This is a genomic window from Mesocryomonas lacus (assembly GCF_055730105.2).
Genome location: NZ_JBUZWF020000004.1, coordinates 112,587 through 130,029 on the forward strand (window position 1 = coordinate 112,587; position 17,443 = coordinate 130,029).

13 protein-coding genes are annotated in these 17,443 nt (G+C 66.5%); 11 read left to right on the forward strand and 2 right to left on the reverse strand.

The window, feature by feature from the left end; genetic code table 11:
* Positions 1-79 precede the first annotated feature (79 nt).
* The 4 genes from ACZLZQ_RS14790 to ACZLZQ_RS14805 all read left to right on the forward strand — a co-directional run bounded on the left by ACZLZQ_RS14790 (position 80) and on the right by ACZLZQ_RS14805 (position 7,503).
* The gene (locus ACZLZQ_RS14790) at positions 80-2,866 is read left to right on the forward strand and encodes a valine--tRNA ligase (protein ID WP_472950034.1); all 2,787 of its coding nucleotides are present in this window, start codon (positions 80-82) and stop codon (positions 2,864-2,866) included.
* Positions 2,867-3,171: 305 nt separating this feature from the next.
* Positions 3,172-4,536: a long-chain fatty acid transporter gene (locus ACZLZQ_RS14795; RefSeq protein WP_472950035.1), complete on the forward strand. Its 1,365-nt coding sequence runs from the start codon at positions 3,172-3,174 to the stop codon at positions 4,534-4,536.
* Between the two features lie 386 nt (positions 4,537-4,922).
* Positions 4,923-6,644: a dihydroxy-acid dehydratase gene (gene ilvD, locus ACZLZQ_RS14800; protein WP_472950036.1), complete on the forward strand. Its 1,722-nt coding sequence runs from the start codon at positions 4,923-4,925 to the stop codon at positions 6,642-6,644.
* The gene (locus tag ACZLZQ_RS14805) at positions 6,631-7,503 is read left to right on the forward strand and encodes a tetratricopeptide repeat protein (RefSeq protein WP_472950037.1); all 873 of its coding nucleotides are present in this window, start codon (positions 6,631-6,633) and stop codon (positions 7,501-7,503) included. Before ilvD ends, ACZLZQ_RS14805 begins: the two co-directional genes overlap by 14 nt.
* A 249-nt stretch (positions 7,504-7,752) precedes the next feature.
* On the opposite strand, the gene xth is transcribed toward ACZLZQ_RS14805, so the two are convergent.
* Together xth and ACZLZQ_RS14815 are read right to left on the reverse strand one after the other, a co-directional pair.
* Positions 7,753-8,535, reverse strand: a complete 783-nt coding sequence (xth, locus tag ACZLZQ_RS14810; RefSeq protein ID WP_472950038.1) for an exodeoxyribonuclease III — start codon at positions 8,533-8,535, stop codon at positions 7,753-7,755.
* 10 nt (positions 8,536-8,545) lie between these two features.
* Positions 8,546-8,881: a HesB/IscA family protein gene (locus tag ACZLZQ_RS14815; protein WP_472931859.1), complete on the reverse strand. Its 336-nt coding sequence runs from the start codon at positions 8,879-8,881 to the stop codon at positions 8,546-8,548.
* Positions 8,882-9,043: 162 nt separating this feature from the next.
* On the opposite strand from ACZLZQ_RS14815, the gene ACZLZQ_RS14820 reads away from it, so the two are divergent.
* From ACZLZQ_RS14820 to tatC, 7 genes are all read left to right on the forward strand, one after another.
* Positions 9,044-10,255 (forward strand): deoxyguanosinetriphosphate triphosphohydrolase, encoded by a 1,212-nt coding sequence (locus ACZLZQ_RS14820; protein WP_472950039.1) that lies wholly within the window; start codon positions 9,044-9,046, stop codon positions 10,253-10,255.
* 102 nt (positions 10,256-10,357) lie between these two features.
* On the forward strand, positions 10,358-12,118 hold the full coding sequence (argS, locus tag ACZLZQ_RS14825) for an arginine--tRNA ligase (protein WP_472950040.1): 1,761 nt from the start codon (positions 10,358-10,360) through the stop codon (positions 12,116-12,118).
* Between the two features lie 98 nt (positions 12,119-12,216).
* The gene (locus tag ACZLZQ_RS14830) at positions 12,217-14,007 is read left to right on the forward strand and encodes an SPOR domain-containing protein (protein ID WP_472950041.1); all 1,791 of its coding nucleotides are present in this window, start codon (positions 12,217-12,219) and stop codon (positions 14,005-14,007) included.
* A gap of 103 nt (positions 14,008-14,110) precedes the next feature.
* A complete protein-coding gene (gene nagZ, locus ACZLZQ_RS14835) occupies positions 14,111-15,133 on the forward strand; it encodes a beta-N-acetylhexosaminidase (RefSeq protein ID WP_472950042.1) in 1,023 nt (340 codons plus the stop codon).
* Between the two features lie 417 nt (positions 15,134-15,550).
* Positions 15,551-15,784 carry a twin-arginine translocase TatA/TatE family subunit gene (locus tag ACZLZQ_RS14840; protein ID WP_472931864.1) on the forward strand — a complete coding sequence of 78 codons (234 nt, stop codon included), beginning with the start codon at positions 15,551-15,553 and terminating at the stop codon, positions 15,782-15,784.
* Positions 15,785-15,937: 153 nt separating this feature from the next.
* The gene (tatB, locus tag ACZLZQ_RS14845; RefSeq protein ID WP_472950043.1) at positions 15,938-16,606 is read left to right on the forward strand and encodes a Sec-independent protein translocase protein TatB; all 669 of its coding nucleotides are present in this window, start codon (positions 15,938-15,940) and stop codon (positions 16,604-16,606) included.
* Positions 16,603-17,424 carry a twin-arginine translocase subunit TatC gene (tatC, locus tag ACZLZQ_RS14850; RefSeq protein WP_472931866.1) on the forward strand — a complete coding sequence of 274 codons (822 nt, stop codon included), beginning with the start codon at positions 16,603-16,605 and terminating at the stop codon, positions 17,422-17,424. The genes tatB and tatC overlap by 4 nt, the downstream gene beginning before the upstream one ends.
* Positions 17,425-17,443 lie beyond the last annotated feature (19 nt).

Below are 17,443 nucleotides of genomic sequence, written 5' to 3' on the forward strand. Positions count from 1 at the left end.
CGCCGGGATTCGTTGACACGGCGGAAAGCTTAGGCGTAACCGGGGCGATACGCCTTCCTGCTTTCCATCGGACGCCATCATGATCGAGAAGACCTACGACGCCGCCAGCCTCGAGCCCCGCATCGCCGAGCGTTGGGAGGAGGCGGACGCCTTCCGCGCCGGCGCGGGCGCCAAGCCCGGTGCCGAGCCCTATTCGATCGTCATCCCGCCGCCGAACGTCACTGGCTCGCTGCACATCGGCCACGCGCTGAACAACACGCTGCAGGACGTGCTGGTCCGTTTCGAGCGCATGCGCGGCAAGAACGTCCTCTGGCAGCCGGGCATGGACCATGCTGGCATCGCGACTCAGATGGTCGTCGAGCGCCAGCTGCGCGAGCGCAAGGAGCCGGGCCGCCGCGACATGGGCCGTGAGGCTTTCGTCGAGCGGATCTGGCAGTGGAAGCAGGAGTCCGGCGGCACCATCCTCGGCCAGCTGCGCCGGCTTGGCGCCTCCTGCGACTGGTCGCGCGAGCGCTTCACCATGGACGAAGGCCTGTCCGAGGCCGTCCGCACCGTGTTCGTCGATCTCTACGACAAGGGGCTGATCTACAAGGACAAGCGGCTCGTCAACTGGGACCCCAAGCTGCTGACGGCGATCTCCGACCTCGAGGTCGAGCAGCAGGACGTGAAGGGCCATCTCTGGCACTTCCGCTATCCCATTGAAGGCGAAGTCTTCGATCCGGAGAACCCGGCCAGCTTCATCACTGTTGCCACCACGCGTCCCGAGACCATGCTCGGCGATACCGGCGTCGCGGTGAATGGAGCGGACGAGCGCTACCAGGCGCTGGTCGGCAAGCACGTGCGCCTGCCGCTGGTCGGCCGCCTGATCCCGATCGTCGCCGACGACTATGCCGATCCCGAGGCCGGCTCGGGCGCGGTGAAGATCACCCCGGCGCACGACTTCAACGATTTCGAGGTCGGCAAGCGGCACGATCTGGCCAAGATCAACCTGATGACGATCGAGGCGGCGATCACGCTCGCCGAGAACGAGGACTTCCTCGCCGGCCTCGAGCACACGGCCGAGCTCGACGCGACCATCGCCGCGATCCACGGCCTCGACCGCTTTGCCGCGCGGGCGAAGATCGTCGAGATGATGGAGGCGGGCGGATATCTCGCGGAGATCGAGGATCACCCGCACACCGTCCCGCACGGTGATCGCAGCGGCGTGCCGATCGAGCCCTACCTCACCGACCAGTGGTACGTGGATGCGGCGACCATGGCGAAACCCGCCATCGCCAGCGTGCGCGAGGGCCGCACCAACTTCGTCCCGAAGAACTGGGACAAGACCTATTTCGAGTGGATGGAGAACATCCAGCCCTGGTGCATCTCGCGCCAGCTCTGGTGGGGACATCAGATCCCCGCCTGGTATGGCCAGGACGGCAAGATTTTCGTCGCCAAGACTGAGGAGGAGGCGGTCGCCGCCGCCCTCGCGCACTACGTGACCAATGGCACGATCTCCGATGAGGAGGCCCGCGCCATGGCCGAGGACCCGGCGCTGCGCGCCAACCTCATCACCCGCGACGAGGATGTGCTCGATACCTGGTTCTCCTCCGCCCTCTGGCCGTTTTCGACCATGGGCTGGCCGGAGAAGACGCCGGAGCTCGCCACCTACTACCCGACCTCGGCGCTGGTCACCGGCTTCGACATCATCTTCTTCTGGGTCGCCCGGATGATGATGATGGGCCTGCACGTGATGGGCGAGGAGCCGTTCCAGACCGTCTACGTGCATGCGCTCGTCCGCGACAAGAACGGCGCCAAGATGTCGAAGTCGAAAGGCAACGTCATCGACCCGATCGAGCTGTTCGACGAGTTCGGTGCCGACGCGGTGCGGTTCACGCTCGCGATCATGGCGGCGCAGGGCCGCGACGTGAAGCTCGATACCCAGCGCATCGCCGGCTACCGCAACTTCGGCACCAAGCTCTGGAATGCCACGCGCTTTGCCGGGATGAACGGCGCAGAGCATGGCGTTGCGGTCGACGGGTCGACGCTGACGCTGCAGCTGAACCGCTGGCTGATGACGGAGTTGTCGCGGACGGTCGCCGAGACCGAGAAGGCGATAGAGGCCTATCGCTTCAACGAGGCCGCGGGCGCGCTCTACCGCTTCGTCTGGAATAATTTCTGCGACTGGTATCTCGAGCTGTCGAAGCCGATCTTCCTCGGCGAGGACGAGGCGGCGAAAGAGGAGACGCGGCGCGTCACCGGCTATGTGCTCGATCGCGTCTTTGCGCTGCTGCATCCATTCATGCCCTTCCTGACGGAGGAGCTTTGGACGCTGACGGCGCCGGAGGCCGCGCCGCGCGCGACGCTGCTCTGCCATGCCGACTGGCCGTCGGTGGATTTCGTCGATGCCGATGCGGCGGGCGACATCAACTGGCTGATCGAGATGGTCAACGAGATCAGGTCGGTGCGCAGCGAGATGAATGTCCCGCCGGGCGCCGAAGCGGCCTTCGTCGCGGTTCAGCCGGATGACCTGCTGGCCGGACGGCTGGCGCGCCACGATGCCTCGCTGAAGCGGCTGGCCCGGCTGTCCTCGATCGCCACGGCGGACGTCGCGCCGCGGCAGTCGGCGCAGATCCTCGTCGGGGGCGCCACCTTCGCGCTGCCGCTGGAGGGAATGATCGACATCTCGGCGGAGAGGACACGCCTCACGAAGGCACACGGCAAGGCGCTCGACGAAATGGGGCGGATCGATAAGAAGCTCGGCAACGAGCGTTTCGTCGCCAACGCGCCCGACGACATCGTCGAGGAGGAGCGCCGCAAGCGCGAGGCCTATCGTCTGGAGGCCGAGAAGCTCTCGCAGGCGCTCCTGCTGCTTCAGGACGACTGAAGGCGCCGCTCACTACTGTCGCATTTTCGCCACGCTTCGTTGGCGATTGGACGGCCCTTCGGCGGAGAACCCCGCCGGAGGGCCGTCGGCATTTCTAGCCGAACGAATTTTCACAGCATCGCCAGCCGCTTAACAGTGCTTTCGGACTCAATGCCGGAAGCGGCGAGACTGTGGCGAAACTGTCGTCGGCAACCGTCGGACCCATTTCGTTCCGTTGCAAACCCGATCTTTTCATTTACGTTTGCGTCAACGGGATGTGAAAGCCCGGCTCCTCGGGGGAGGACGAACATGGATGGGGGCAGGCGATGCGGACTCTGAAGCTGATCACGGCAGGAAGCGCCCTGGCGTTGGTGTTTTCCGCGTCGATGGCCATGGCGGGCGGCTTCCAGCGGGGCGCTGCCGATACCGACATCCTGTATGAGCAAGGCGCGGTGTCGTCGCGTTTCGGCTTCACCTACGTCAACCCCAACCGCGGTTTTGATTCGATCAACGGCCAGAGGGGCGAATTCGGCGACTATACCGGGACGTACAAGATCCCGTCGCTCGCCGTCGCTTTCGGCAATGAAGGCTTCGCCTGCGCCGGAACCTACACCATCCCGTTCGCGGCCGAGGCCGATTACAGCGGTGCGCCGAACGGCGCCCTTCCGCGGCAGGTATCCTCTGCCACTTCCACCTCGCAGACGATCAGCACGGACTTCACCACGAACGAATTCGGCGCGACGTGCCGTGTCAGCTATTCCACCGAGGCCGCGCGGTTCAGCTTCATCGGCGGCCTGTTCGTCGAGGATTTCAGCTTCGACGGCAGCAGCATCGGCGAGCGCAATCTGAACCCGCTGTTCCGGTCGACCGGCGCCCAAGGGGCAGGGCTCGTCGCAGCCCTGCGCGGCGCGCAGATCACCCTGCCGACGCTCGTCGACGTCGACAGCGACGGCGATTTTGAACTCGGGTACCGCATCGGTGCGGCCTACGAGCGCCCGGAGATCGCGCTTCGCGCACAAATTCTCTACCGCTCCGAGGTTCGGCACGACGATATCCGCGGCTCCGGCACGGTCGAAATTTCCGACACCGCCTTCCTGACCTTGCCGAACGGCCAGCAGGCGAGCATTCCGACCGCCTTCGGCGGCGCCGTCTCGGCAGCGCTGGCGCAGCGCGGCCTCGGCGTCGGCAGCGTCCTCAACGTCGACTCGGTCCTCAGCGATGCTGTCAGCCCGCAGACGCTGACCATCAACGCCCAGACCGGCATTGCGCCGGGCACGCTGCTGCTGGGTTCCTTCCGCTGGACGGACTGGAGCACCAATAACGAGGTCGTCAGCACGATCTCGAGCCCGACCCTTGGTTCCTCCTCCAGCTTCTCGCCCTATCACTGGAAGGACGGCTACACCGGCAGCATCGGCATCGGCCGCGCCTTCAACGACGAGATTTCCGGCGTCCTGACGCTCGGCTACGACAAGGGCGTTTCGACCGGCGCGGAGACGACCTACACCGATCTATACACCGTTTCCGGCGGTGTCTCGTTCAAGCAGAACAAGTGGAGCGAGCTTCGCTTCGGCGGTCTCGTCGGCTACTGGACGTCCGGCGAGCAGAAGATTTCCGAGGGCGCCTTCTTCAACGGCAGCGTGGACGGGACCTTCGTCTACGCCGGCAACGCCTCGTTGAAGCTCAGCTTCTGAGAGTACGCTGCGGCGGCGCAGCAGCACCGGATGAAGGGGTCAAGCCTTTCAATCGGCAGCGAGCTGCGGAGCCAACGCGGAGGGCGCGATTCCCGTCGTTTGATGCGGCGTTGAGTGTTCACTGCACAAAATTAATGGGCGCGCCGGGAGGTGCGCCTTTTTTGGTTTCAGTTCAGCGCCTTACCGCGTGTTCCTGCCATACGATCCCATAGCCTTGTGGGCTTCTGGCAACACTATTGCAATCTTGCATCGGCTATACACGCCCAACGGGACATTGCCGCCTTGCCGCCATAAACGACGCTCACCTCAGGGTCGTCATTCGGGGGGAATGGCTGCAGGCATGGCGCGGGGGCGCTGGTCCTGATGGGTATGTGAGGGATGTGGCGTTGGTAACAACATTCGACAAGTCGAGACTGCCGAGCCGTCATGTGACGGAAGGCCCGTCCCGCGCGCCGCATCGCTCCTATCTCTACGCCATGGGCCTTACCACCGAAGAGATCCACCAGCCGCTGGTGGGGGTCGCCAGCTGCTGGAACGAGGCGGCGCCGTGCAACATCTCGCTGATGCACCAGGCGCAGTTCGTGAAGAAGGGTGTCGCTGCCGCCAAGGGCACGCCGCGCGAGTTCGTCACCATCACCGTCACCGACGGCATCGCCATGGGCCACCAGGGCATGAAGGCCTCGCTGGTCTCGCGCGAGGTGATCGCCGACTCGGTCGAGCTGACCATGCGCGGCCACGGCTATGACGCGATCGTTGGCCTCGCCGGCTGCGACAAGTCGCTTCCGGGCATGATGATGGCGATGGTCCGGCTGAACGTGCCCTCTGTCTTCATCTATGGCGGCTCGATCCTGCCGGGCACTTTCCGCGGGCGGGAAGTGACGGTTCAGGACGTGTTCGAGGCAGTGGGGCAGTACTCGGTCGGCGCGATCGACGATGCCGGCCTCTCGGAGATCGAGCAGGCCGCCTGTCCGGGCGCCGGCTCCTGCGGCGCGCAGTTCACCGCCAACACCATGGCGACCGTCGCCGAAGCGATCGGCCTGGCGCTGCCCTATTCCTGCGGTGCGCCAGCCCCCTATTCGATCCGCGAGCAGCTGAACTACACCGCCGGCGAAAAGGTGATGGAGCTCCTCGCCAAGAACATCCGGCCGCGCGACATCGTCACGCGGAAGTCGCTTGAAAATGCCGCTGCCGTCGTCGCTGCTTCGGGCGGCTCGACCAATGCCGCGCTGCACCTGCCGGCCATCGCACACGAGGCCGGCATCGCGTTCGACCTCTTCGACGTCGCCGAGATCTTCAAGCGCACGCCCTATATCGCCGACCTGAAGCCGGGTGGCCGCTACGTCGCCAAGGACATGTTCGAGGCCGGCGGCATTCCGCTGTTGATGAAGACGCTGTTCGACAACGGCTATTTGCATGGCGACTGCATGACGGTCACCGGGATGACGCTCGCCGAGAACATGGCGAAGATCGCCTGGAACGAAGAGCAGGACGTCGTGCGCCCGGCCGACAAGCCGATCACCGTCACCGGTGGCGTCGTCGGCCTCAGCGGCAACCTCGCGCCGGACGGCGCGATCGTGAAGGTCGCCGGCATGGGCAACCTGATCTTCTCCGGCCCCGCGCGCTGCTTCGACTCGGAAGAAGAGTGCTTCGCGGCGGTCTCGAGCAAGGCCTATGCCGAAGGCGACGTGCTGGTCATCCGCTACGAGGGCCCGCGCGGCGGACCGGGCATGCGCGAGATGCTGTCCACCACCGCCGCGCTCTACGGGCAAGGCATGGGCGACAAGGTGGCGCTGATCACCGACGGGCGCTTCTCCGGCGCCACCCGCGGCTTCTGCGTCGGCCATGTCGGGCCGGAGGCGGCGACCGGCGGCCCGATCGCGCATGTGCGGGACGGCGACATCATCGATCTCGACGCCATCGCCGGCACGCTGTCCGTGCGCGTCAGCGTCGAAGAGCTGGCCGCGCGCGCCGCCACCTGGCGCCCGCGGGAGACCAACTACGCCTCGGGCTCGATCTGGAAATACGCACAGCAGGTCGGCTCCGCCCGCCAGGGCGCCGTCACCCATCCCGGCGGCGCTGCCGAGAAGCACACCTATGCAGACCTCTAGGGCAGCCCTCGTCTCCCTGACGACTTGTTCCCGCGCCGGCCGCAGCCTGCCGCGCGCGCTAATCCTTGCGGCGTTGTCGCTTGCCGCGGTCGTCGGCGTCGGCGTCCGGCCTAGCCTTGCGCTCGACCCGAACACCCTCGTCACCCCCGATGCCGGCCCGATGGAGCTCTTCTCCTTCGGCTTCAAAGCCTACAAGCGCGGCGAGAAGACCGAGGCGGTGGAAGCCCTGCGCTATGCCGCCGACAAGGGCCATCCCGGCGCGCGCTGGAAGCTCGGGCAGATGTATGCCGAGGGCGACGGCGTGCCGAAGAACGACTTCGAGGCGTTCAAGATCTTCGAGGAGATCATCAATGCCGAGCAGGACGACACGTCATCCTCGCCGAACGCCGCCTATGTCGCGAGCTCGGTAACGGCGCTTGCCGACTACATGCGCAAGGGCATTCCGGACTCGCCGGTCTCGGTCGACCTGTCGCAGGCCCGGCAGCTCTACTTCCACGCCGCCTCGGTGTTCGGCGATCCGCGCGCACAGTACCAGCTCGGCCGCATGCTGTTGAACGGCGAGGGTGGTCGCCCGAACCCGCGCCAGGCCGCCCGCTGGCTGAAGCTCGCCTCCGAAAAAGGCAATGTCAGCGCCCAGGCCTTGCTCGGCTATCTCCTGTTCGACGGCGAGAAGATCAAGCTGCGCGCCGAACCGGTCCGCGGTCTTGCCATGCTCACCGCGGCGCTGAAGCAAGCCGAGCCGACCGACCAGGCCTGGATCCGCCCCTTGCAGGAAGAGGCCTTCTCGCTCGCCACCGAAGCCGACCGCCGCACGGCGCTCGCCTACGCCGAGGGCGGCAGAGGGTTTGCAGGGAATTGAGGGTCGCAGGGTTGGCCGTCGTGCGGGCGTCCTGCACTGGTTCGGCCAAAAGACGGTCAGGGGCGGTCACAAGAGGTCAGGGGCCTCGCAAATAGCATGAGGACGGCTGTCGCTGGCCTATGGTTGCTGATCGCGCCGGAGAGACGGCCAGCATCTTTGCATGCGCAAGACGTCCTGCCCCTTTTCACGCGACGCTCGTCATCCCGGATCAAGTCCGGGATGACGAGCGCTTGAGGGTTCGCCCCCGTCTCACACCGCCAGTTCAATCACCACCGGCACGTGGTCCGACGGCTTTTCCCAACCGCGGACATGGCTGTCGATACCGACGGAGGCGAGGCGGGTGGCGGCTTCCGGGGAGAGCAGCAGGTGGTCAATGCGGATGCCGTTGTTCTTTTGCCAGGCGCCGGCCTGGTAGTCCCAGAACGTGTAGATGCCGGCCTCGGACGTCGTCGCCCGCAGTGCGTCGACGAGGCCGAGGTTCTGCAGACGGCGCCAGGCAGCGCGGCTTTCCGGCTGGTAGAGGGCGTCTCCGAGCCAGGCTTGCGGGAACTTGACGTCCTCGGGCTGAGGAATGACGTTGTAGTCGCCGGCCAGCACGAGGTCGCTCTCCTCCTGCAGCCGCAACCGCGCATGGGTCTCCAGTCGCGCCATCCAGCGCAGCTTGTAGTCGAACTTATCCGTGCCCATCGGATTGCCGTTGGGCAGGTAGATCGAGGCGACGCGAATCGTGCGCTCTCCCACCCGCCAGACGCCCTCGATGAACCGTGACTGCTCGTCGCTGTCGTCGCCCGGCAATCCACGTGAGACATCCTTTGGCGGCACCTTCGACAACAGGCCGACGCCGTTGAAGCCCTTCTGGCCGTGCGTCTCGACGTGATAGCCGAGCGCCTCGATCGCCTCCCGCGGAAAGCCCTCGTCGACGCTCTTGATCTCCTGCAGGCAGACGATGTCAGGCGAGCGCTCGGTCAGCCAGGCCAGCAGCGTGTCGATGCGGGCCTTGATGCCGTTGATGTTCCAGGTGGCGATGAGCATAAGCGGGGAATCAGACCGAGAAGCTGGTGCCGCAGCCGCAGGACGCGACGGCGTTGGGATTGCGGATCTGGAAGGACTGGCCCATCAGGTCATCGACGAAATCGACGACCGAGCCGTCGAGATAGGGCAGCGAGACCTGGTCGATCAAGACTGTGGCGCCGTCCTTGGTGAGAACGAGGTCGTCGGCCGTTGCATCGTCGGCAAGGTCATACTTGTACGAGAAGCCGGAGCAGCCGCCCCCCTCGACCGAGATGCGCAGCGCGCGGCCTGCATCGCTCTTGGCGACGATCGCGGCGATCCGCTTGAAGGCGGCGTCGGAGACGGTGACGGGGATCGTTTCGCTCATGATCTCATCCGGCATCCGCCATGGCGGGCATCCGGCCTCTGCTTGTTGAAACGCTGCGCCTTAAGTATGCACGCCGGAGGGGACGGTCAATCCGCGTCCCCGTTTCCCATCGCCGCCCGCGGGCTTTGCCGCCGCGCCCAGCCAGAGTGGACCGATCCGGACATGACCGATGCTGAGATGCCCGCCATCGGCATGGGACAGAACGGCCGTGCGCCCTTCGCCGTCGATCCCGCGACAAGCCGCGGCCGTTACGTCGCGGAGGCGGCGAGCCTGACCCGCACGCCCTACCAGCGCGACCGCGACCGCATCGTCCACTCCACCGCCTTCCGCCGGCTGAAGCACAAGACGCAGGTTTTTGTCGCCTATGAAGGCGATCATTTTCGCACGCGGCTGACCCACACGATCGAGGTCTCGCAGATCGCCCGCGCCTTCGCCCGCGCCTTCCGGCTCGACGAGGACCTGACCGAGGCGGTGGCGCTGGTGCACGATTTCGGCCACACGCCTTTCGGACATGCCGGCGAGCGGGTGCTGGCGGCGAAGATGGCCGCTTTCGGCGGCTTCGACCACAATGCCCAGTCGCTGCGCATCGTCACCGCGCTGGAGCGGCGCTATGCCGAGTTCGACGGGCTGAACCTCGCCTGGGAGACGCTGGAGGGGCTGGTCAAGCACAACGGGCCGCTGACAGGACCCGCCGCGACCGGCGAGCCGGTACCGCAGCCGATCCTCGACGTCGACGCGCTCTATCCGCTCGACCTCTCCCGCCATGCCAGCCTCGAGGCGCAGGCGGCGGCTATCTCCGACGACATCGCCTACGACACGCACGACCTCGACGACGGCCTGCGGGCGGGCCTCATCGACATCGAGGATCTCGCCGAACTCGAACTCGCCGGCAGCATCCTTCGCGAGGTCCGCGCCGCCTATCCCGGCCTCGAGCGGCCGCGGCTGATCAACGAGATCATGCGCCGGCACATCACCCGCATGGTCGAGGACGTGATCCGCACGACCTTCGCGGCGCTCTCAGCGCTCCAGCCGGTGGATGCCGACGGCGTGCGCGATGCCGGTCGCACGCTGGTGACCTTCTCGCCGGCGATGCAGGCGGCGGAGGCCGAGACCAAGCGCTTCCTGTTCAGCCGCGTCTACCGCAACCCGGCGATCATGCGGGTGATGGACCAGGCCGAGACCGTCGTCGCCGATCTGTTCGACCGCTACCTCGCCGATCCCGCCGAAATGCACGGCGATGGCGGGACGATGCCGGCGGCGTCCGATCCGGCGCGCCAGGCCCGCCGCGTCGCCGACTACCTCGCCGGCATGACCGACAGCTATGCCCTGGCCGAGCACCGCCGGCTGTTTGACGCCACCCCGGATTTGCGTTAGGCGCGCCGATCCTCGCCTGATGGCGGGCCTTCCTCTATGGTCCGTCCACCGCCCGCCCTTTCGACGGGGCAGGCCGCCTGCGATCCCTTCTGGAACCTCTACATGAACATTTTCGCCGACTTCGAGACTCGCATCAAAGCCGCGGTGCAAGCGACTCTGGCCGCTCAGGGAATCGCCGAGGCCGACCTGTCGCGGATCACCGTCGAGCCGCCGCGCGACGCCAGCCATGGCGACCTCGCCAGCAATGCCGCGATGGTGCTGGCCAAGCCCCTGCAGTTGAAGCCGCGCGATCTTGCGGAGGCGATCGCCGTGCGGCTGCGGGAGGACGGCGACGTCGCCGCGGTCGAGATCGCCGGCCCCGGCTTTATTAACCTGCGGCTCCAGCCCGCCTTCTGGACCAAGCACCTCGCCGTCCTCCTGACGGATGCCGCGCACTACGGCTGCGGGACGGCGACCGGCCGCAAGATCAACGTCGAATACGTCTCGGCCAATCCGACCGGGCCGATGCATGTCGGCCATTGCCGCGGCGCAGTGGTCGGCGACGCGATCGCCAACCTCCTCGCCTTCGCCGGCAATACGGTGGTGAAGGAGTATTACGTCAACGATGCCGGCGAACAGGTGAACGTCCTCGCCCGCTCGGCCTACCTGCGCTACCGCGAAGCGATGGGCGAGACGATCGGGGAGATCCCGGCCGGGCTCTATCCCGGCGACTACCTGAAGCCGGTCGGTCACGCGCTGGCGATCCGCTATGGCGACCGGTTCCTTGGCCAGGACGAGGCCGAATGGCTGCCGGTCATCCGCGACTACGCCATCGACGCGATGATGATGATGATCCGCGACGACCTGAAGCTCCTCGGCATCACGCACGAGGTGTTCTTCTCCGAGCGGACGCTGCATGCCGTGCCGGAAGGCGCCAATGCCAGTCGCATCGCGATGGCGATCGACGATCTCCGGGACAAGGGCTTCGTCTACCAGGGCGCGCTGCCGCCGCCGAAGGGCCAGCTGCCGGAGGACTACGAGGACCGCGAGCAGACGCTGCTGCGCTCGACCGATGTCGGCGACGACATGGACCGTCCGCTGGTCAAGTCGAACGGCAGCTACACCTACTTCGCCGCCGACGTCGCCTACTTTCAGGACAAGTTCGCCCGTGGTTTCCAGGAGATGGTCTTCGTCCTCGGCGCCGACCACGGCGGCTACGTCAAGCGGCTGGAAGCGGTGGCGAAGGCGGTGTCCGGCTGCACCGCCGAGGTCGACGTCGTCCTCTGCCAGCTGGTCAAGCTCTACCGCAACGGCGAGCCGGTGAAGATGTCGAAGCGCTCGGGCGACTTCGTGACTCTCGCCGACGTCGTCGAGGAGGTCGGGCGCGATCCCGTCCGCTTCATGATGTTGTTCCGCAAAAGCGACGCGCCGCTCGACTTCGACTTCCAGAAGGTCACCGAGCAGTCGAAGGATAACCCGGTCTTCTACGTCCAGTACGCCCATGCGCGCGCCAAGGCGGTCGAGCGACAGGCGGCGGGCGAGGGGATCGCCGTCACCGACGCCGAGAGCGATTCTGCACTTCTGGCGCTGCTGGCGGACGAGGGCGAAATCGGGCTGATCCGCAAGCTCGCCGAATATCCGCGCCTGGTACAGTCGGCCGCCGAGGCGAAGGAACCGCACCGGATCGCCTTCTACCTCTATGATCTCGCCCAGACTTTCCACGCCCAGTATAATCGCGGCCGGGACGTGCCCGGCTTACGCTTTGTTAACCCTGAAGAGCGAAGGTTGACCTTGGCGAGACTGGCCCTGGTTCGCGCGGTTGCGGCCGTCATTGCCTCAGGTCTGGCGCTGATCGGCGTCCATGCACCGGAGGAAATGCGGTGATGGATCACGCTTTGGTCAATATCGTCTCATAGCGGTGAAGTCCTTCCGGCGAGCCTTTTCGAGGCCGGCCTGGGACGGAAAAAGTGGAGTTTGGCGGCATGGGAGACATGAAGAATCCGGGTCGCGGCGTCCCCCTCTCGAGGGCTGAGGACAGCGATCCCTTCGCCGAGCTCGCCGACATGTTCGAGGCCGAACTGGCGATGGACACCCATGCCAGCCGCGCTCCCGCCGTCCGCCCCGTTTCAGATCATGAGCGCTACGTCCAGGCTTCCGCCAGTACGCGCAGCCGGGTCGATTCGGCCGGACGCCATGCGCCGCTGGCGCCCCATGATCGCGATTTCGATGCCGCGTTCGAAGCCGCCCTCGGCGACGAGTTTCCGGCGGCGACCTCGACCCGCCGGCCCGAGCGTCAGGCTGCCGCGCCGTCGAAGGCCGATTCTGCCGATGCCTATCAGAGCTGGATCGTCCCGCGGGGCAGCCGCCCGGCGGCCGCGGATCCGATGCGCCCGGCCACAGCGACGACTGCCACCGTCACGCATGGCCGCTCTGGCTATACCGGCGGCCGCTCGCTCGGCGCCGATCTCGAGACCGCGATCCACGGCCTCAGCGCGCCCGCCAATCCGCGCGACGTCATCGTCGTGGAAACCCAGTCCTTTGCTCCCGAGCGGGTGGTAGACGACTACCGGCATGAGCCCGCCCAGCCGGAGCTCGACGAGTTCGACGAGCTGATCGCCAGCGAGCTGGCCGTGATGAAAGAGCCGGTGCATGGCGGTGCACAGGCGTATCCCGGCTATTACCAGCAGGATGATGCGGCAGCGCACGGCCAGGGTGCTGGCGATGCGGCTCAGTATGAAGACGACGGATACTATGCCGACGATGCCGTGCCGGCGCCGATCGCCCGCTCTTCCCGTCGCCGGACGGCGGTGACGGTTGGCGGCGGCGTGCTGTCGCTCGCCTTGATTGGCGCCGTTGGCCTGTTCGTCTGGAATGGGAAGTCCGCCGATGCGGGCCTTCAGGCCTCGAACGAGCCCTTGCTGATTAAGGCCGACAACGAGCCCTTCAAGATGGTGCCGAAGGATCCGGGCGGTCGCACCGTCCCGAACCAGAACAAGGCGGTCTACAACCGCGTCAACGGCGAAGCCGGTGCCTCGACCACGCAGCAGGCGCTGCTGACCGATGCCGAAGAGCCGATCGATCTTCCTGTGGAGGAAGAGCCCGCCGCCTATCAGGATCTGCCGGGCGTCGACCCCATCGGGGCGCAGTCGGCGGAAGCGGATCCGAGCCAGGAGCGGATCGAGGTCGCCGCCGCCGATGGCGCCGCCGAGTCTCCGGTTCCCGTCCTGCAGCCGCGCAAGGTGCGGACCATGGTTGTGCGGCCGGATGGCACGATCGCGCCCGCCGAAGCTGCCCCGGCGGAGCCAGCGCCGGCCGTCGCCGCCATCCCTGCTGCCCCGCCGCCGCCGGTGCGGACGGTTGAGGCTGCCCCTGCGCCGGAGGCCGCTGCGCCGGTCGAGCCGGCCGCCGGTTCCGTGCAGCAGGTCGCTGATGTCACGCCCGCGCCGCGTCAGCCGGACGAGGCCGCCGACCCGATGCAGGTCGCGGCCATCGCGCCGAAGCCGGCCCCGGTCGCCGCCACGTCGGCCGCAGGTGGTTACTACGTGCAGATCTCGTCGCAGCCCTCCGAGGCCGCCGCGCAGCAGTCGATGCGCAGCCTCGGGGCGAAGTTCTCCGGCGTGATCTCGGGCCGCGCCGTCGGCATCCAGCCCGCCGAGATCCCCGGCAAGGGCACGTTCTACCGCGTCCGCGTCGCGGCAGCCTCGAAGGACGATGCCTCCGACATCTGCGGCCAGCTGAAGGCCGCCGGCGGCAACTGCTTCGTCGCCCGCTAACATGATCACGGCCGGGCTCGGTCTCGGCCGCGTGCCCATCATCTGATTCTTGGGGCGGCCGCCGACGTGAAGGCCGCCCCTTTCTGTTTGCGAGGGAGATTTCATGACCGGATCGAAAGCCTGGATCGCTGGTGTCGCGGGGCTAAGCCTGTCGGCCGACGAGCGCGCCTTCTTCGCCGACGAGCACCCTTGGGGTTTCATCCTGTTCGGGCGCAACATCGAATCGGCGACCCAGGTCAGCGACCTCGTCGCCAGCCTGAAAGAGGCCGGGGGCCGGATCTCGACACCGGTCTTCGTCGACCAGGAGGGCGGGCGGGTGCAGCGGCTGCGTCCGCCGCTGGCCCCGCGCTACCCGCCGGCGGCGACGCTCGGGGCGATCTTCGATGCCGACCCGGCCGCTGGCGAGCGCGCCGCTTGGCTGCACGGCCGCCTCATCGCCTGGGACCTCGCCGGTTTCGGCTTCAACGCCGATTGCCTGCCTTGCCTCGACATGCCCGTCGAGGGCGCGAACTCGGTGATCGGCGACCGCGCCTTCTCGATGGACGCTGCGACCATCGCGACGCTCGGCCGTGCGGCCGCCGACGGCCTGACCGCTGGCGGGGTGATGCCGGTGATGAAGCATCTGCCGGGGCACGGCCGGGGCAATGCGGACAGCCATCTGTCGCTGCCGGTGGTCCCGACCCACCGCGCCGAACTGTCGCGCACTGACTTCCTGCCGTTCAAGGCGATGCGCCATTTGCCGGCGGCGATGACCGCCCATCTGCTTTACACCGACATCGACCCGACCTTCCCGGCGACCCTGTCGCCGATCGTCATCGAACAGGTGATCCGCAACGAGATCGGATTCGACGGCCTGCTGATGACCGACGATATGTCGATGAAGGCGCTGCAGGGCGACATCGGCGAGCTCAGCGCCAAGGCGATCACCGCGGGCTGCGATGTCGTTCTCCACTGCAACGGCGACATGGGCGAGATGCGCAAGGTCTCGAGCGCCGTGCAGCCGCTGCGCGGGGAGGCGGAGCGCCGGGCGAAGGCGGCCGAGGCGGTGATCTCGGCCGTTCCGCATCCAGCCGACGAGGCGGAGCTGCGCGCGGAATACGCTGCTTTGGTCGAACGGGTGGCCTGATCGGACGGCGGCGCGTTCCAGCGCCATTCCTGCGGCGGCGCGCCGACCCGTGCCTGCGCCGGTAGCAGAACTTTCATGCCAGTCCCTGCCGCTTCCTGCATCGTTTCCTCTACTTGGTCACAACCGTATCGTCTCCGTTGATCTTGCCGCGGTTATCGTGCTTGAAAGAGCCGGGCTGACGCCCGATCTCCTGTGAAGGGGGTGCCGGTGCGTCACAGAAACGACAAGTCGCGCCTGCACCGTCGACGCCTGCCGCCTCGCAATGAGAGGTTGGAAGGTCGAAACGACGGAATTTCGCGGGGCCAAGCGCCTTGCGGCATACTTCGCGGGGCATGTGCCTTGCGGCACAACTCGCGGGGCACGTGCCTTGCGGCACAACTCGCGGGGCACGTGCCTTGCGGCACAAGGAGAATGACAGTGGGTAGCTTCAGCATCTGGCATTGGCTGATCGTTCTGGCAGTCGTGCTGCTGCTCTTCGGGCGCGGCAAGATCCCCGAACTGATGGGCGATGTCGCCAAGGGCATCAAGAACTTCAAGAAGGGCATGAGCGACGACGAGACGACGACCACCACGACCACGCAGGAGCGCCGCACCATCGACAACAATGACGGTGAGATCGTGACCCGCGAGACCGAGAAGTCGCGCCTCTAGCATCGATCATCCGGCAGGGACGGCGCTCCGCGTTCTTTCCTGTCGGATTGTCTCAGGGCGAGATCACCGCTGCAGGGCGCGGTGACCGTCGCTTGGTGATCTGCCGGTGCGTCCGGCTAGCCTTGCTCCAGCGCCCATCGGAATGTCACCGAAATGTTCGAAATTGGTTGGTCCGAGCTTCTGGTCATCGGCGTCGTGCTGATTGTCGTCGTCGGTCCAAAAGACCTGCCGCGCATGCTGCGCACTTTCGGCAAGACCACGACCCAGCTGAAGCGAATGGCGGGCGACTTTCGCAAGCAGTTCGACGAGGCTCTGCGCGAGGCCGAGCTCGACGAAGTCCGCGACAACATCAAGTCGATGAACCCGACCGCGGACATCCGCAAGGCGATGAACCCGATCCGCGCGGTCGGCGACGAGATTCGCTCCAGCCTGATGACGGCGACGAAGGCGCCCGAGCCGAAAGTGCCCTCGGCCGACGCGCCCGCGAGACCTGCCGAACCGAGCGTAATCGGCAATGCCGACATGCAGCCGCTTGCAAGCCCCGCATCGCCGTCGACCAACCCGCTGCCGTCGTCGGCGAGCGTCCAGCCCACGGCGTCCCCTTTGCAGGAAGTCGTCGCGTCCCAGAAGCCGGTCGCAGAACTTCCGAAGTCGGTACCGGGGCCGCTGGCCGCCGATCTCGCCAACCCCGAAGCACCCGACAGCCTGCCGGTGCCGCCGGCCGACATCACCCGCCCGGCCGTTCCGCTAGACCGTGCAGCCGCGAGACCCAATGGCGGCGCCCCCCTGAATGGCAAGGATGCCAGCGGAGACAGTCATTGAGCCGCGATACCGCTGAAATCGAAGCCTCCTCGGCCCCGTTGATCGAGCATCTGGTCGAGCTTCGCACCCGTCTGATCTGGGCGCTCGCCGGGTTCTTCGTCGCTTTCCTCATCTGTTTCTTCTTCGCGCGCGAGTTGTTCAACCTTCTGGTTATCCCGTACCAGACGGCCGTCCACTGGGCGGGCATTAATGACGACAAGGTCGAGCTGATCTACACCGCGCCGCAGGAGTTCTTCTTCACCCAGGTGAAGATCGCGGCTTTCGGCGGCTTCTTCCTCGCCTTCCCGATCATCGCCATCCAGATCTACAAGTTCGTGGCGCCCGGCCTTTATAAGAAGGAGCGCGCCGCTTTCGTGCCGTTCCTCGTCGCCACGCCGCTGCTCTTCCTGCTCGGCGCCTCGCTCGTCTACTTCTTCTTCACCCCGATGGTGATGTGGTTCTTCCTCTCGATGCAGCAGTCTGGCGACGTGCCGGGGCAGGCGGCGATTCAGCTGTTGCCGCGCGTCTCGGAGTATCTGTCGCTGATCATGGGGCTGATCTTCGCCTTCGGCATGGTGTTCCAGCTGCCGGTGGTGACCTCGCTCCTGGTGCGGGCCGGCATGGTCACCGCCGAGGGCCTGATCTCCAAGCGCAAATGGGCGATCGTGCTCGCCTTCATCGCGGCTGCGATCCTTACGCCGCCGGACCCGATGTCGCAGATCGGCCTTGCGATCCCTACCATCCTTCTCTACGAGATTTCGATCATCGCGGCGCGGATGATCGAACGCAAACGGGCCGAAGAGGTCAGCGAGAGCGACGCGACGAGCGACCCGGTCTAGGCCGGTCCGGCCCCGTCTT